Below are 15,045 nucleotides of genomic sequence, written 5' to 3' on the forward strand. Positions count from 1 at the left end.
CCGATGCTTCGAATCGGGGTGACAGGATTTGAACCTGCGGCCCCCTGGTCCCAAACCAGGTGCTCTAGCCAAACTGAGCCACACCCCGAAATCATTCCATTCCCGCCCCAAAAAACGGAACCTGGAACTGAATCATCATACTAAAAAGCGGAAGACTTGTCAAATATGCCGTTCCCTCAGCGCTTCCTTCTGCCCCGGATCCGATGCGAGACATAGAGCTTCGCCTCTCTCCGCCGCGTTCTTCGGATTCCTGTCCCTGTGGAGAGCCCCCCGAGTCTCCCCCGCTCCCTCTTCCAGGCGAGGATTTCCTCCTCGATTTTAAGATAATCCCTCTCAAAGAGCTCCTCCGTGAGCTCATGCGATAGAATTTCAGGGGAAAGGAGCTCTGTGAGCCTTCGGATGAGCGCAGTCTTGGAGAGAGAACTGTATTCCGGGAGGGCATTCCTTTTTAAAATGCGGGAGAGCTCCGGCCGGAAAAGCAGGGAGAGCTGCCTCTTTAAAGAGCGCTTTTTGTTTTCTCCCGCCGCCCGGAGCTCATAGAAATCCAGGCCCTCTCCACTCTCCTCAATGGAGAGAATCCCCCAACTCTCCGGCACATGCTCCGCCGCGTGCAGGGCATGGCTGCTCCCGACCGCGAGAATATTGTAGTCGAAATAGCGCTCATAATCCGGAACCTGCGTCTTCAGACGAAGATAGCGGTCCGCGTCGCTCTTGATCTCAATGCCGTAAAGCGCCCCCTCTGTGACCATGACGATATCCGCCCGGCTTTTCCCCATGATTTTTTCCTGTAAAATGCGGCATTTCCCGTAGCGCTCCTCCAGGAAATCAAAGAGGGGTTCGCGAATCTCTTTGTCCCGGAGCATGCTCAGGACTCCCCCACCGGGCCGTCTCCGATCCCGAGGATGACCTCATCCGTATTATCGCTCTCCGACATAACTCCGCTCTCCGGAGCCTGTGTCTCCGGGACCTCCTGCGGAAGGCTCTCCGAAGCGCTTGTCCCATCGGAGGGAGCGGAGGCATCTCCAGCTGCCGTCTCGCTCTCCATCGGGGCAGGAGCCGGGAGGACGGTGAACTCCCTCTCTTTTGTCTCTCTTGTGAGAGGAATCGAACCGGAGAAGATCACCCCCTTAAATTGATCCGCCTGCTGCTCCGAAGCAAAGGTCATCGTGAGATCCGAGCTGATATTCGCCCCGTCCCCGATGATCTGGATATGCCTCTCCGAGTCCTGATCTCCACTGTAATTTTCGGTCCTTCCCCCGAGAAGCTGCCCATCTATCAGAGCATTGACATCATTTTGCCCCTGGACCCACTGCCAGTCAATCCCGAGCAGAGAGGCATCCGAGACGGAGAGAGCCTGAAGCTCCGCTGCGCTGATACGGAAGCTGTGGTCGTCTATCCTGGAAAAGGCGGAGGAAGGGACATAAAAATAATGGTCATAGGCCGCCGCATCGGGGTCCTTTCTCTCGATCTCCGCGCTGTCATAGCCCTGATAGCTGCTCACAAGAGGGGCAATCCCGTCTAAAATCCATTTCGCCCAGAGCTTCTGCCCCTCCGCATTCGGGATATGGTTTTCTCCGGTAAAGCGGCTGTAATCCTCCCCGCTCATCGCGTAGGCCTCGGCCTCATTGACAGTGAGCCCCTGGTAGTGCTCCGTGAGCTCCCGGATATAGGAGGCGGTCTCATCCGCATTTCTCCCCGGATCTGTGAGCGCGACGCTTTCTATCAGAGAGATCAGACTGCACTTTTCATATTTCAGGCGGAGCGTCCGAAGCAGTCCCTCATAGCGAAGGCGGAAGCTGAAGCTTTCATCATAGGAGCCGAGACAGAGAATCGCGGCATCCATTGACTCATCCTTCGGAGCGTTCTCCAGCTGCACATAGGCGGAGTAGGCATCATTTCCCTCGGGAAGAGCGAGATTTACGATCTCCACCTCGGAGCCGTAGCGCTCCGAAAGCTCTTTTTGGAGGATGGCAGTCCAGCTCTCCACTCCGTCCGGAAGCCCGGAGCTCTCCGCAAAATGATCCCCCAGGATCAATATGCGAACCTTCTCGCTGTCATGGAGCTTCTGGTAAAAGGACGCCTTCCCCTCGGAAACCGTCTTCACTGCCTCGCTCTCTCCGCTCTCCGGCTTTTTCCCCTCTGCCGCCATCGCGCGCTTCCCGTTCTGAACGCTTTTGTTCCAGGCGTCCCGCTCCGCTGTCACCCTCCCGACATAGACAGACAGCCCCGCCGCAAGCAATATCAGCAGCAGGACTGTCAGGAGTACAGCTCTCTTCATCCTGATCTTCCCCATTCACTTTTTCGGAGCCCAGGGAGGCCCCATTCCCCTTCTCTGTGCAAGTCCCGTAAAGTTATTGTCATTTTTTCAATTATACGAAAAAGGGAAACGCTTTGCAAGGACGGGGAAGCTTTCTTCGGCCTTTCGATGAGGGACTAGCTCCACCCTCCACAGTATGGCGCGTTGAGCTCCAGATACTTTTCGCACAGCTCCTTCGCGAGGGAATAAGAATTGACCAGGGGATGAAGCATCAGGCAGTCTACGGCATCTTTGATCGAACGCCTGCGAAGCGCCCTCGATGCAAATCTCTCATAGCTTTTAACGCGCCGAATCAGTTCGAGTGCTCTCTCATCGACCTCCGGAAAGCGGTGGGGTCTCACGGAGCTTTCTGTGATTTCACAGCTGATTTCTACGACATCATCGTCCTTAAGTCCGGGAATCGCGCCCCGATTCGGCACAGATAAAATCATCGTTCCCGCCTTGCCCGACTTTAAGATCTCCAGGAAGCGAAGAGCAACCCCCGCATAGCCGTCGCCTCCGGAGGAAAGGGCCGGGGAAGAGTCCCGGTGTATCCCCGTCTCTCCCTCCATATAGGCATTTTCTCTCTCCTCATAGAAACGCTCAAAGCAGCGGAGACAGGCCTCAAAATCTCTCTTTACATCCATCCCGGACAGCTCCTCCGTCATGCGGCGGTTGATCTCCTCAATCCGCTCTCCTCTGGTAGAGGGAGCATTCAGAATGTTGGAAAGCGCCTTTTCCCGATAATAAAAATAATATAGATATTCATTTAAGCCAAGCCCCATGTGAAGGAGGAGATCCTTTTCAAAATAGCGAAGATCCGTCTTCTCGAGGGCATCCTCTCTCGTGAGCAGCTCCTGCAGAAGCTCCTTTTTGTGCAGCCGGATCGAGGGGAAAAAGGAGAGATGGTTTAGTCCATAGCATTCCCCCTCCAGCTCCTCCGGACGCACGCCATAGAGAGCGGCAAACTGGGACAGCATTCCGATCGGAGCATCACAGATCCCATAGGTGAAATCATAGCCCATATCCCGAAGTGTCTGGGATACCAGTCCTGCGGGATTTGTGAAATTAAATACCTTAATCGAGGGCTTCGCATACCGACGGGCCAGCTCACAGTATTCTGCGAGCGCCGGCACCGAGCGCATGGAGAAGGAAAAACCGGCGGCACCGGTAGTTTCCTGGCCCAGCACTCCAAGAGAAAGAGCAATTCTTTCGTCCTGTACCCGCAGGGAATCCCCGCCGACCCGGATCGCTGTGATAAGATAATCCGCATCCCGGACGGCTTCGACCGGGTCTTTTGTCACGGAAAACGCGAGCTTTGGATTCAGTCGACGGGAGAGCTCAGCGGAAAGTCCGCCGTATATCCGAAGTTTTTCTTCGTCGATGTCCATGAAGACAAGCTCCGTGATTCCAAGCTTCTTCGCCCGCTGCGCAATGCTTTTTGCAAGAAGCGGAGAGCGGACCCCGCCCCCTCCGATTACCGAAAGCTTCATGCTCCCTCCCTCCTTATCTGCCGGAAAACTTCCCTCTCAGAGCCTTCGTAAAAGCACTTATAGGCTTCCTGTATTCCGCCTTCATTGAGATCCGTACTCAAACAGCCGACCGCGGAGACGGCATTTCCTCCCGCGATATTCCCATAGCAAAGGCAGCTTTCTATGCTTCTTCCGTGGCAAAGACCGTAGAGAAAGCCCGCCGCAAAGGCGTCCCCTGCTCCTGTGGCATCCCGATATTTGACTGGGATCGGAGGAATCCGCTCTATATTTCCATTCTCTAAAAAGATGCAGCCCGCCGCTCCGCATTTTATGATCGGTATTTTCTGGTACGGGGCCAGGGCAAGGAGTGCCCTCTCCGCTGTTTTCTCTCCTGTAATCATCATCGCCTCTTTTTCATTCGGAATGAAAAAATCCGTGTAGGGAAGAATCTCGCGGTACCGTTCCATCGTATTGTCCTCACTCCAGGAGGAATCCAGTACCACCACACTCCCCTGCTCCTTCAGCTCCCGGCAGAGCTCCTTTTGATCCGCGGACAGATATACAATATCCGCGCCGTCGTAAAATCTCTTTATCTTCTCCCGGCTCATGGCAAAGGCCGATGAATCCGGGCGACAGGACATGATCCCGCGGTCTGCCGGGCAGGACATAACACAGCTCAGAGTGACAGGATCCTCTTCCTCCGTTTCCAGCATATTTTCCACTACCGCTCCGTTTTTATTCAGCTCTCCTTTCAAAAAGGTACTGAGCTTTCCCGTCCCGATATAGGTCCCGATTTTCACGGGAACACCCAGTCTTTTAAGCTGGATCAGAGTGGCAAGCGGACCTCCCCCAAGCTGACAGGAATAGGCTTTGCTGTAAAGCTCCTCTCCGAGGGAAGGAATCCTGTCTATGCCGCTGAAGATGATATCTATATTTGCAATCCCCATGCCGACAGCTCTTTTAGTCATCCCTCTCAGTACTCCTTCGAAAAATTTCCATCCTGTACTTCCTTCTCTTCTCTCAGCGCTCCTTCGAAAAGAGTGCGCCCGGATGCCGGACCGTAAAAGCGGCCTTCAGATACAGTCCCTCCGCATATCCAACTCCCGCGATCTGCCCATAGGCCTCCGCCATCCTCATGCAGGGCTCCAGAATCTGCTGAGACGCGTGGGCCTCCAGGATCCGCCTTTTCCTGTCTATAACGTCCGAAATATCCACGTAGAGCTCCGGCCTTTGCCGGTTTCTTCGATCATCCACCCCGAAGTACAAAAGGTCCTCGCAGTGCCACTCTTTGCCGTCCGGAGAGTACTTTTTCAGTCCCGCACAAAAGCGCGCAGCTTCCGTGATTTTTGAGACGGCGGCGTGGTCCGGATGATAGTCCTCCGACAGCAAGGTAAAGAGATATCTCGGCTCGCATTTCCGAAGATGCGGGATCAAAGCCTGCACTGCCTCCGGTGAATAGAATAATCCGGCATCCGGGAAATCCAGGACGGCGAAATAATCCAGCTCCATTTCTGAGGCCGCCTTCTCCGCCTCCCTCATTCTGAGATCCGCCTCCGCATGTCCCCCCGCCTCTCCTTTGGTAAAGAGAACAAGTCCCGTGCAAAGCCCCTCCTGCTTCGCCTTGATAAAGGTCCCTCCCAGGCCGGCCTCCAGGTCGTCCGGGTGCGCGCAGACCGCCAAAAGATCAATCATTTTTACCTCCTTATAAAGGGACAAGTCCCTATCCGACGGACGCCGGATTTACACGGGAATCGAGTCCTCACTGCTTGATTCCCGCCGTCGCGATCCCCTCGATGAACTGCCTTTGGAAGATAAAAAAGAGAAGAAGCATCGGAAGAACAGCGATCAGGCCGCCGGCCATGACCTGAGGATAGATCGTCGTATGCTCCCCGATCAGCATGGAAAGCCCAGAGGACAATGTCATCTTGTCCATGGAATTGTTGACGATCAAAGGCCACATCAGATCCTTAAAGGCGGAAATCGCCGTAAGGATCGCAAGGGAAGACAGGGCCGGCCGGATCAGGGGCAGATGAACCCAAAGGTAGATCTGAAAATAATTGCAGCCGTCCAGGATGGCCGCTTCATCCAGACTTCTCGGGATTCCCCGGAAAAATTCGCGGAGCAGGTAGGTCCCAAAAGCGCTGAAGACCTTGGGAAGCCATAGTGCCGTGACCGTGTCCGCAAGGTGAAGCTTCACCATAGTTTCATAATTGGGGATCAGAAAGATCTGCCCCGGTGCCATCAAAAGGGCAAGAAGACTCCAGAAGATGAGCTCTCGTCCCGGAAAATGCAGCCTTGCAAAGGCATAGGCCGCCATGGAACAAAAGCAAAGCTGAAATATGATGACGAAGAGAATCATTAAAAAGGTATTTGCATAAAATGCCGAAAATGGAAATTTTTTCAGGACAATGCGGAAGTTCTCCAAGCGGAAATTCTCCGGAATGAAGGTCGGAGGAATCCGTATACTCTCCTCATAGCTCTTAAATGCGGTCAAGGCCGCCCATAGAAACGGAAAGACCGTGAGAAATGCAAAGAGGCTCAGTGCCGCATAGAGAACGATCCTCTCTCTCCCCCTCTTCATTTTCACTCCTCCTCGCTTTCTGAAGCCCCCGGCGATAGGTCTTCAGGGAAATCCATCCCTTCTCTAATCCCGCGCTTTACGGCACTTCAGTCATCATAGAACACGATTCTTTTCTGTAAAAACATCAAAAGCATCGTGATCAAAAGAATCAAAAGGAACAAAATGACGCTGACCGCGGCTCCATAGCCCCTGTGCCCCATTACGAAGGACTGTCGAAAAAAATAGGATACCAGAGAGCGAGCGGAGGCCATGCCGATGCTTCCCTCGGGAATCATGAGATAAATGAAATCAAAGATCTGAAGTACATTGATGACCGTAGTGATCAGCACAAAGAAAATGACCGGGGACAAAAGGGGAAGCGTGATCGACGTAAACTGTCTCCATCTTCCCGCGCCGTCAATCCGGGCCGCCTCCCTGTAGCAGGACGGGATGCTTTGTAAGCCGGCAAGGAGTATGATGACCGGATAGGCGACATTCGCCCAGATAAAGACCAGGGAGACGGAGAAGAGCGCATAATTTGGATCTGAGAGCCAGGCGATCCTCTTCAGACTGAAAAGGGCGCGGATCTCATTGAAGAGACCGAACTCATAGTTCATCATCCATCTCCATATCAGTCCGATCGCGGAGGGAAGCGTGACCGCGGGCAGGAATATGCATACTCGAAGGAGGCCGATCCCTTTCAGCCTTACATTTAAGAGAAGGGCGAGAAGCACGGAGAGGAGGAGCACCGCAGGAACACAGAATAGAGCATAGAGCGCGGTGTTTGCGGCCGCCCGGAGAAAGGCGCCGTCCTTTGCGATCTCCATATAATTTTTTATACCGATCAATTCGGCATCGCCAAAACTTCCCTTGTCGGTGAAGCCATAATAGAGATTCTTAAAAAACGCTCCGATATAGAAGAGGAGAACGCCCGCCATCAGCGGGGCGATCATCAGATAAGCAAAAATTGCCTCTCTTTTCCTCCTCCCTCCCGCAGATTCTGTCCTTCTTTTCATTGCAGTCTCACCACTCTCCGAAAAAACTCTTTCTGCCTTTCTCCGCCATCCGTTCTTCCGTCAGGTCTGCTCCTTATCCAGGATATCCTGCACCTCCTTCTGCATCGCCCGGCAGCCCTCCTCCGGGCTGAGCTCCTTCGCAAATATTTTCCCCGAGTAATCCGAGATCACCTGGTTCCAGTCCGCCGCAAGGAGCGATGTCGGATAGGGGAAGCCGGAATCCGCCGCCTCAAAGAGTACGGCGGTATCGATATGCTCTGCATGATAATACTGCTGCGCGCTTTTCAGCGCCGGGATATCGATCTTCTCCTCGGCCTGCATGCGGTTTGCCTCCTCTCCGGAGAGGTAGCGAATCAGCTTCCATGCGGCCTCCTTATTTTTGCAGTTCGCATTCATTGCATAGCTCAGACCTCCGATCACACTCTGATTTCCCTTCTCCCTGAGCGGCATCGGGACCGCGGCAATCTGATCTCCGAAGCCGGCCTGATCTAAAAGAGAGCATTTCCATGAGCCCATAAAGAGCATGGCCCCCTTTTTCGAGAGGAAAAGGTCCGTCCCCTTCGTATCCGAGAGAACCCGTGCGTCCGGCATCAATCCCTGATCCATGAGCTCAACGATATCCCGGTAGGCCTCTATGCTTCCGGGCTCTCCGAGCCCTGTCTTCTTCCCGCTCTCATCCAGGATATATCCTCCCGACTGCACAATGAAATTAAAGTAGGACGGCTGCGGATCGAGCTCCATAAGGATCGGATAGATCTCAGAGCTCTTCGCCTTGAGCTCCTCCGCCTTTTTAACCATGTCCTCCCAGGTCCAGCCGGGCTTTGGCTCTTCTACTCCATATTCTCTGAAAATCTCTTTGTTATAGAAGAGCTGCACCGTATCCAGGCCCTTCGGCATGCCATACTGCCTGCCATCATAGCGGCACATGCCGACGGAGGACGCGACATAAGCATCCATGGAAATCCCATCCTTTTCGAGATATCCGTCCAGTGCCTCCAAAAGCCCCGCCGACGCATATTTCGGGAGAAAGGTATTCATCCAGAAGACATCCGCCGCGCTGTCTGCCCCCATCGCGGCATCCAGCTTCGTCCAGTACTGCGACCATGGCGTCAGCTGTAGCTCCACGTCGATATCCGGATTTTCCTCCTCGAATTTTTCTATGATCCTCTCAAATACCGGCTGCTGTACCTCATCCCAGATACAGAATGTGAGCTTCACGGAGGAAGCAGATCCGACCTTTTCGGGCGCAGTGCAAGCAAACAGAGACAGCGCCGCCGCCCCCGAAAGAATTGCCGTAAGCATTTTTTTCATCTCTCTTCTCCTCTCCTGCAATATTTTTGATCAGTCTGCCCTTTTGCAGCTTTCCCCCTCTTCGATGCAGTAGGGAACAATGCACTCCAGATTGTCCTCCGGATCCTCATTCAAAAAGGAGTCCAATGCAAGCTCCGCCATTTTTCTGAGGGGCTGCCGCACCGTGCTCAGACGGGGCACCATCCTCTGCGCGGTATCCGTACCGTCAAATCCCATGACCGAGACATCCCCCGGAACCGAGAGCCCCGACTGATATAAGGCGCTGATCGCGCCGAGAGCCATCTCATCGCTGAATGCATAGACAGCAGTGAAATGAAGTCCCTCCCGGAGCGCCTGAAGTACAAGCTTTCTTCCGTTTTCCCAGCTGAGCTCTCCGTATTTTATGAGCTCCTCCCTGAGCTCTGCGCCCTCCTCCTCGAAAGCCCGCTTGCATCCCGTAATCCTCTGAAAGCCCGAGCTGATTTTTTGAGGAGCGTCGGAGAGAATGAGGATGTCTCTATGGTGAAGGGATAAGAGATAGTGACAGCCGGCGCGGGCCGCCGCGAGATCATTGATATGGATCATCTTGTTTCTTCTGTCCCGCGCGGCGCCGCCGAAAATGACGGTTTTGATATTTTTCGCCTTGATATAATTCGTAATCTCGCGGTTCAGATCCTCTTCAAAATAGATCACACCCGTAATCTGTGAATCGCTGAAAATTTTCTTATACTTTTCACAGTCTCCGCTGAGCGGGAGCACAATGAGATGATAGGCATAGCGACGGCTCTCCTCGATCAATATCTTCAATGCGTCGCTATAATACAAAAGCCTGAGATCGGAAAAAAGCACAGCCACGGCACCCGGATTTCTTCTCTTCGATCTTCCCCGGATCGGCACATAACCGAGCTGCTCCGCCGCTCTCCCTATTTTCCTCGCCGTATCTCCCAGGACGACAGAGCTTCCTGTGAAATACCGGGACACTGTCGCCGTGGAGACTCCCGCCGCCTTTGCTACCTGCCGTATCGTAACTGCCATCCCTTTTTCATCCTCCCTGGTACAAAAGCTGAAGTGGGTTGATACGCTTCCGCTGCCTTCCGGGGAATTCTTTCCGGGAAATCCTGTAATGCCGACCGATCTTTTCTGCTTGAAACCGATTATACTGTCACGCCGCTTTCCGGGCAATATTGTTACATGGATTACATGGATGTTACATGAATTACATCCGATCAGGGAAGCAATGCGGCAAAGCCTTCGTGTCTTCTGCATTTCCATATCCTTTCTCCCGCATAAAAAACGGCCCTGCCAAAAAGGCAGATCCGAAAAGCTTTTCTTAGAGGGAACACTCCCATGCCGCATTATCCTTCCTCTAAAGCTGCGGGTCTTCTTCCCTTTCCTCCCATAAAGAGAAGAGCCCCTAAGACGAGAAGCAGGGCTCCTAGGAGGAAGTAGGGTTTTTCGAGGGGACTCTGTGTTCCGTAGATCTCCAGGATGCCCCGGAAGAGACTCCCGAGCGTGAGAGTCGCAGCTCCGGCGTTCCAGAGTGTCCAGACGGCTCCTCCCTCTTCCAAGGGACGCTCTCTCCCCCTCCTCCGATCCTCCAAAAGGAGTAAAGCAAATCTCGGAAGGGCGAGGAGGAGAAGCGGAAAGAAAAAGGCAAAGACCATGTAATTTGAGTAGACGCCATGTCCGAAATGCTCGTAGACCGCGGAGAAAATCCCCACAAGGGCGGTGATTCCCAGGGCGGAAAGACAGGGGCGAAGGTAAGGATTTCTATCAGCTTTCATTCTTTTCTCCTCCTGATTCCTCGGATTTTAATCCTCAGCTTTTCATTCTCAGCTTTTCTTGATGTATACGATGTCACTGACGGCGCGCTCCGATATCCTGTCTCCTCCTGTAGTCGGCTTATTGACGACTTCTCCCTGAAATATCATGGTAGAGGAGCCGCCGCCATCCAGGTTATAGGCCGTTTTACATCCAAGCTCCTGCAAAAATTCCGAAAGCTCGTAGAGACTGAGCCCCGCGCTCTCCTCCGTCCTCCCGTCGGAGACGACGAAAACGTAATGATTTTCTCCTAAAATCCCGATCGCGGTTCTCGGATTGCTGGCCATTGCCATTCCGACCTCCTCGTTCTCCGAGACCTGAATCTCCGAATTTTTGAGAAGGGCCGGCCCGAAGGAAAAGACCTGTTCGGCCCCGGCACTGAGAAGCTCAGATGCGCTGTAGTCGGATTCCGATATGATCCGAAAGGAGCCATCCTTCATTATAGCGAGATCCTCATTCTCTGATCCGCTGTCCCGGTAGAGCTCTCCGTTTCGTATGACATAGCCGCTCTGCCGGGAACCGTAGAAGTCTCCGTTGATCGCAAGAACCGCATCATTCTCCTCCGCCGTCACAGAAGTGAGCGCCTTGATATTCCGCCCGTAGCTGCCGTTGGCAAACGCTGTTCTAAGGCTTGACGCCTCCGTGAGCGTGATGTCTGCGACATAGACCGTACTGCCCTTATAGCGGTAGGAGCGGACGCTGATCCTGCTCTTTTGATCTTCATAGCTCCCGATGAGAGTTCCCGCGCTTTCTCCGGAGTCCTCACTTGTCTCCGTTTTCTCACTCTCTGTACCGCTCTTCACCTTTTCCCCTCCTTTGGAGGAGGCGGAGGAGGACGTAGTGTCAGAGCTTTTCTCTCCGCTGTTTTCGGAGCTCTCCGCCCCGCTGCTTCCGGAGGTTTTCTCCCGGATCCTCGCCTCGACGCTCTCCTGAATCGTCCGGCTGTCCCCGCTCTCTCCGCTGGATTTCGCGGAGCTTGTTTTAGTGGAGACGCTGTCCCCCTCCTGCAAGGCCAAAAGCTTCTCCTCACTCAGAGAGGCATCCGCCGCGAGGACGCTTTTCTCCATGCGGCGCGGTATGACAAAGGTATCCAGCAGGGCATATGCGGTAAATGCCGTGAGAAAAATCCCATAGCAAAGTCCGAAGTATTTCTTTCTTCTTTTCATAAGCTGCTCCCCCTATACCCTCTATAGAAAGCGGTCAAAGCATATCCTTTGCCCTCTTCCTCTGTCTTCTTTCGCTCCGCACTCTCTTTTATCCTGTATTCTATCCTGTCTTCTATCCCGGATTCCTCCGGCTTTCCCGCCTCCGCGGGGGATTTCCTGTCCGAGAAAATCAGCCTCTGCTGCACGAGATAGCTGAAGGAAAAGAGGAGGAGCTCTGTGAGAAGCTTCGCCGGGAAGGGATGCATATGAAGCCCCATGAGAAGCGCGCTGAGAATAATGCTGTTTAGAAGCAGGATTCCCGCTGCAAGAAGAGCATAGCGCGCGGCGCTTCGCAAAAGTCCCTTCTCCGAATGGAAGACAAGCCTTCTGTTGATGCTAAAATTCACGCCGGCCGAGACGAGTCTCGCCAGTCCGTTCGCGAGAATAGCCGGAAGTCCGAATAGTCCAAGGAGAAGGCTGTAGAGGGAAAAGTCCAGAAGGAAGGAGAAAAGGGAGCTCATCCCAAAGCGGAAAATCTGTCCGTAGATTCGGATGGAATCCTTTAAGCTGTCAAAATGACTCCCCCTGTTATTCTCAAAGTATATCGTCTCGATCGGGATCTCCCGGATCGTGAGCTTCTCCCTTGCGAGAAGAAGGAGCATGTTCATCTCGTACTCATATCGATCCCCCCGGATCTCCAGAAGCCTCGGGAGAAGCCTCTCCGTAAAGGCGCGAAGTCCGGTCTGGGTATCATAAATCCTCGTCCCGCTTATGAGCGAAAAGACCGCTCTCGTTATCGCGTTTCCGATACGGCTTCGAAGCGGAGAGCTCCGGGACTGCCTCCGGGAGCCGAGGAAGAGGCTTCCGCGCTCCTTCTCCGCCGCTCTTAAGAGACGGAGCGCATCCCGGACCTGATGCTGCCCGTCACAGTCCAATGTCACGATGCTGTACTCGCCTTTGAAATGCTCCTCAATGTAGCGAAGTCCGGCCTTCAGCGCCGCCCCCTTTCCCCGGTTTTCCGGAAAACGGAGGAGCATCACCTCCGGGGGGAGATTCTCAAAAATACTGTCAAAGCGGCTTCCGGAGCCGTCATCCACGACGATGCATCGGATCCCTGTCTCCAGGCACTCCTTTAAAACCGTGAAGATTTTCCAGTCCGGCTCATAGGCCGGGATAAGGGCGATTCTGATCCTCTCCATATTTCTCCTTTCCGGATGCCTCCTTACTGAGCGGGGCATTTGCCGCATTTCGACCGGCTGCGCTTCCTATCCGGTGCTGCCTCTCTTACAGAGCAGCCCTATATTCCCGCTTTCCTTACATCCTTCGTGCGCTTCGATTTCTTGTCCTTCTTTCTCCTTTTTTCTCCGCCCTGCTTTCCGTTCCCTTTCTCATTCCTTCCGCCGCTTTTTGCGCTGTCCTCCGGAGCTCCGGGGCGCTGCCGCTCCTCTCCCTCTCCTCTTTGTTCCCGGCCCGGAGCTCTTCGATCCGGAGCCGGGCCTCCGTTTCCTCCCGACGGCGCCCGATCGAAATCCTGTCCCCGCGAGCCGTCCGCCCTTTGGCGTGAAGAATCGGAGTCATCGTCATCATCATCCTCATCGAAATCGGCCCCTTTCCCGTCTCCCGATCCCTTTCCGCCCTTCTCCTTTCCGTTTCCCTCTCCCTGCTTTTTTCGGGATGTTCCGGAGTTTTTCTCTCCGCTCCTGCGGCCTTCCCGATCAGCGCCTGATCCCCGGCTCTTCGGCCTTTGAGAATTCTGCTTTTGATCGGCTCCTTCCCTCTTCGTTCCGCTGCCCTCTCCTTCTGCTCCGCCAAAGCGCTGTTCTCCTCCCCCTCTCTTCTCTTTATCAAAATTCTGTCCCTGATTCTCTCCCTGGGGCCCTCCAAAGCCTCGGTCCTGCTGTCCTCCCTCTCTCTGGAGGCCTTCTCCGCCCTGAGGACCTCCTTCTCCCTGAGGGCCGCCTCCGCCCTGGGGTCTGCCGGCTCCCGGGCCGCGATTTGCCATCGAGCTGTCTCCCGCCGTATTGATCGTAGAAGAAATCGTGACGGTCTCCTCCTGTGAGCCGACCTTGATGGTATAGCTCTTTCCGCTCTGCAGCTCCGGAGAGCTGAAAAGCACTGCGTTGAAGCGTTTTGTCTCCGTATTTTCGGAATAAAGCTCCTTCCCGCTCTCATCTGTGACAGAGATCTTGGTTCCGGCATCCTGCGTATCGCTCAGATAGTAAACGATGACAGGCTGCGTGGAGCTCGACTCATCAAAGCTTTGGAACATCCCGCTCATCCCGCTCGCAAGGACCGTTCCTCCCGTGATCACCGCGCTTCCGTCGTAGTCGATCGGCGCATTTCCGTCATCCCCGGGGCCGTCTATGATTATGGTCCCTCCGGAGATATTCAGGTCCCCGTTGGAGTCGATGCCATCCCCGCCGGTGACGATTTTAAGGCTTCCGCCGGAGATATTGACCGAGATTTTCGCTTCCGTTCCATCCTCCATCTCCCCGGAGCCGTTGACCGCATCATCGGAGGAGTTCACCGTGATCTCCCCTCCGGAGACGTTGACCGTCATCCCCTCCAGGCCTTCATTGCACTGGGAAATGCTGATCGTGCCGCCCTTTACCGTAAGCGCCTTGTCCGAGTGCAGCGCGTCATCTCCCGCGCTGATCGTGAGGCTTCCGTCCGAGACCTCGAGGTCCCCCTTGGAGTGCAGTGCATCTTCTGCCGCTGTGATCGTGAAGCTCCCGCCCGTTACCGTAAGCGCCGTCTTTCCGTTCAGAGCATTATGGCTCGCTGTCAGAGTATAGCTTCCGCTCTCCACCGTGAGCGCTCCCTTGGAGTGGACCGCATCCTCGTATCCTCCCTCGACACTGAGACTGCCCGTCCCTGTCAGGAGAAGATCCGACTCGCTGTAAACTGCGGCGTCCTTTTCCTCCCCGCTCTCATTCTCATCGGAATCCGAGGAGGCGCTTCTGAGATCGGAGATCTTGTTCTCTGTCCCGTCCGAAAGCTCGATCGTGAGCTTTCCCGCCGATTCGCAGACGATAGGAGCATCGCTCGAGTTCGTGATCGTGAACCCGTCCAGAATAAGCTTTACGGAAGCGAAATCCCCCGCCTTGATCAAAATCTCCCCTTCTGTGAGGCTCCCCTTCAGGCGATAGGTACCGGCCTTCTCGATGGTGATGGTCTTTTCATCGACACTGGCACCGTCTCCGTCGACAACGGCACTCTCTCCGTCCGCGCTGATAACGGTCTCCGTTTCATTGCTTTTCTCCGATGTCAATGCGGTATTTTCTGCTGTTTCTGCTGTCCTCTTAGTCTGATCCGCTGCCGCTGTTCCCTTTATATTTCCGCAGCCCGCCATTGCGAGCGCCAGGCCAAGCGTTGCCGCAGCGAGAGATACATTTTTTCGTCTCATACTTCCCTCCATCCTGTTTCTGCTTCGGACGATAGCTTC

Annotated in this window: 13 protein-coding genes and 1 tRNA gene; all 14 read right to left on the minus strand. The window is 54.3% G+C overall.

Going from position 1 to position 15,045, the window contains the following annotated elements; translation table 11 throughout:
• Nucleotides 1-13: 13 nt before the first annotated feature.
• Nucleotides 14-88, minus strand: a tRNA-Pro gene (locus HMPREF1986_RS08730).
• A gap of 88 nt (nucleotides 89-176) precedes the next feature.
• Nucleotides 177-863 carry a sce7726 family protein gene (locus HMPREF1986_RS08735; protein WP_021774465.1) on the minus strand — a complete coding sequence of 229 codons (687 nt, stop codon included), beginning with the start codon at nucleotides 861-863 and terminating at the stop codon, nucleotides 177-179.
• Nucleotides 864-865: 2 nt separating this feature from the next.
• Nucleotides 866-2,278, minus strand: a complete 1,413-nt coding sequence (locus HMPREF1986_RS08740; protein WP_155978797.1) for an SGNH/GDSL hydrolase family protein — start codon at nucleotides 2,276-2,278, stop codon at nucleotides 866-868.
• A 155-nt stretch (nucleotides 2,279-2,433) separates the two neighbouring features.
• Nucleotides 2,434-3,789: a family 4 glycosyl hydrolase gene (locus HMPREF1986_RS08745; RefSeq protein ID WP_021774467.1), complete on the minus strand. Its 1,356-nt coding sequence runs from the start codon at nucleotides 3,787-3,789 to the stop codon at nucleotides 2,434-2,436.
• A complete protein-coding gene (locus HMPREF1986_RS08750) occupies nucleotides 3,786-4,736 on the minus strand; it encodes a carbohydrate kinase family protein (RefSeq protein WP_021774468.1) in 951 nt (316 codons plus the stop codon). The genes HMPREF1986_RS08745 and HMPREF1986_RS08750 overlap by 4 nt, the downstream gene beginning before the upstream one ends.
• Before the next feature lie 52 nt (nucleotides 4,737-4,788).
• Nucleotides 4,789-5,460 carry a PIG-L family deacetylase gene (locus tag HMPREF1986_RS08755; protein ID WP_021774469.1) on the minus strand — a complete coding sequence of 224 codons (672 nt, stop codon included), beginning with the start codon at nucleotides 5,458-5,460 and terminating at the stop codon, nucleotides 4,789-4,791.
• Nucleotides 5,461-5,527: 67 nt separating this feature from the next.
• The gene (locus tag HMPREF1986_RS08760; RefSeq protein ID WP_021774470.1) at nucleotides 5,528-6,349 is read right to left on the minus strand and encodes a carbohydrate ABC transporter permease; all 822 of its coding nucleotides are present in this window, start codon (nucleotides 6,347-6,349) and stop codon (nucleotides 5,528-5,530) included.
• 86 nt (nucleotides 6,350-6,435) lie between these two features.
• Entirely contained in the window at nucleotides 6,436-7,344 is a 909-nt protein-coding gene (locus HMPREF1986_RS08765; RefSeq protein WP_021774471.1) for a carbohydrate ABC transporter permease, read from the minus strand.
• Between the two features lie 60 nt (nucleotides 7,345-7,404).
• On the minus strand, nucleotides 7,405-8,655 hold the full coding sequence (locus tag HMPREF1986_RS08770; protein ID WP_021774472.1) for an ABC transporter substrate-binding protein: 1,251 nt from the start codon (nucleotides 8,653-8,655) through the stop codon (nucleotides 7,405-7,407).
• 30 nt (nucleotides 8,656-8,685) lie between these two features.
• Complete coding sequence (locus HMPREF1986_RS08775; RefSeq protein ID WP_036600031.1) at nucleotides 8,686-9,669, minus strand: LacI family DNA-binding transcriptional regulator; 984 nt, start codon at nucleotides 9,667-9,669, stop codon at nucleotides 8,686-8,688.
• A gap of 320 nt (nucleotides 9,670-9,989) precedes the next feature.
• The gene (locus HMPREF1986_RS08780) at nucleotides 9,990-10,418 is read right to left on the minus strand and encodes a hypothetical protein (protein WP_021774474.1); all 429 of its coding nucleotides are present in this window, start codon (nucleotides 10,416-10,418) and stop codon (nucleotides 9,990-9,992) included.
• 48 nt (nucleotides 10,419-10,466) lie between these two features.
• Nucleotides 10,467-11,621, minus strand: a complete 1,155-nt coding sequence (locus HMPREF1986_RS08785; protein ID WP_021774475.1) for a phosphodiester glycosidase family protein — start codon at nucleotides 11,619-11,621, stop codon at nucleotides 10,467-10,469.
• Nucleotides 11,618-12,799 carry a bifunctional glycosyltransferase family 2/GtrA family protein gene (locus tag HMPREF1986_RS08790; RefSeq protein ID WP_021774476.1) on the minus strand — a complete coding sequence of 394 codons (1,182 nt, stop codon included), beginning with the start codon at nucleotides 12,797-12,799 and terminating at the stop codon, nucleotides 11,618-11,620. The genes HMPREF1986_RS08785 and HMPREF1986_RS08790 overlap by 4 nt, the downstream gene beginning before the upstream one ends.
• Before the next feature lie 98 nt (nucleotides 12,800-12,897).
• Nucleotides 12,898-15,006 (minus strand): carbohydrate-binding domain-containing protein, encoded by a 2,109-nt coding sequence (locus HMPREF1986_RS08795; RefSeq protein WP_051273905.1) that lies wholly within the window; start codon nucleotides 15,004-15,006, stop codon nucleotides 12,898-12,900.
• Nucleotides 15,007-15,045 lie beyond the last annotated feature (39 nt).

Origin of the sequence: Oribacterium sp. oral taxon 078 str. F0263, assembly GCF_000469565.1 — a bacterium.
Lineage (GTDB): Bacteria > Bacillota > Clostridia > Lachnospirales > Lachnospiraceae > Oribacterium.

Coding starts and splice junctions, on each gene's coding strand:
- HMPREF1986_RS08750 (WP_021774468.1), bottom strand. CDS start 4,736: ATGACTAAAAGAGCTGTCGGCATGGGGATTGCAAATATAGATATCATC.
- HMPREF1986_RS08770 (WP_021774472.1), bottom strand. CDS start 8,655: ATGAAAAAAATGCTTACGGCAATTCTTTCGGGGGCGGCGGCGCTGTCT.
- HMPREF1986_RS08780 (WP_021774474.1), bottom strand. CDS start 10,418: ATGAAAGCTGATAGAAATCCTTACCTTCGCCCCTGTCTTTCCGCCCTG.
- HMPREF1986_RS08795 (WP_051273905.1), bottom strand. CDS start 15,006: ATGAGACGAAAAAATGTATCTCTCGCTGCGGCAACGCTTGGCCTGGCG.
- HMPREF1986_RS08745 (WP_021774467.1), bottom strand. CDS start 3,789: ATGAAGCTTTCGGTAATCGGAGGGGGCGGGGTCCGCTCTCCGCTTCTT.
- HMPREF1986_RS08775 (WP_036600031.1), bottom strand. CDS start 9,669: ATGGCAGTTACGATACGGCAGGTAGCAAAGGCGGCGGGAGTCTCCACG.
- HMPREF1986_RS08755 (WP_021774469.1), bottom strand. CDS start 5,460: ATGATTGATCTTTTGGCGGTCTGCGCGCACCCGGACGACCTGGAGGCC.
- HMPREF1986_RS08760 (WP_021774470.1), bottom strand. CDS start 6,349: ATGAAGAGGGGGAGAGAGAGGATCGTTCTCTATGCGGCACTGAGCCTC.
- HMPREF1986_RS08785 (WP_021774475.1), bottom strand. CDS start 11,621: ATGAAAAGAAGAAAGAAATACTTCGGACTTTGCTATGGGATTTTTCTC.
- HMPREF1986_RS08735 (WP_021774465.1), bottom strand. CDS start 863: ATGCTCCGGGACAAAGAGATTCGCGAACCCCTCTTTGATTTCCTGGAG.
- HMPREF1986_RS08740 (WP_155978797.1), bottom strand. CDS start 2,278: ATGAAGAGAGCTGTACTCCTGACAGTCCTGCTGCTGATATTGCTTGCG.
- HMPREF1986_RS08765 (WP_021774471.1), bottom strand. CDS start 7,344: ATGAAAAGAAGGACAGAATCTGCGGGAGGGAGGAGGAAAAGAGAGGCA.
- HMPREF1986_RS08790 (WP_021774476.1), bottom strand. CDS start 12,799: ATGGAGAGGATCAGAATCGCCCTTATCCCGGCCTATGAGCCGGACTGG.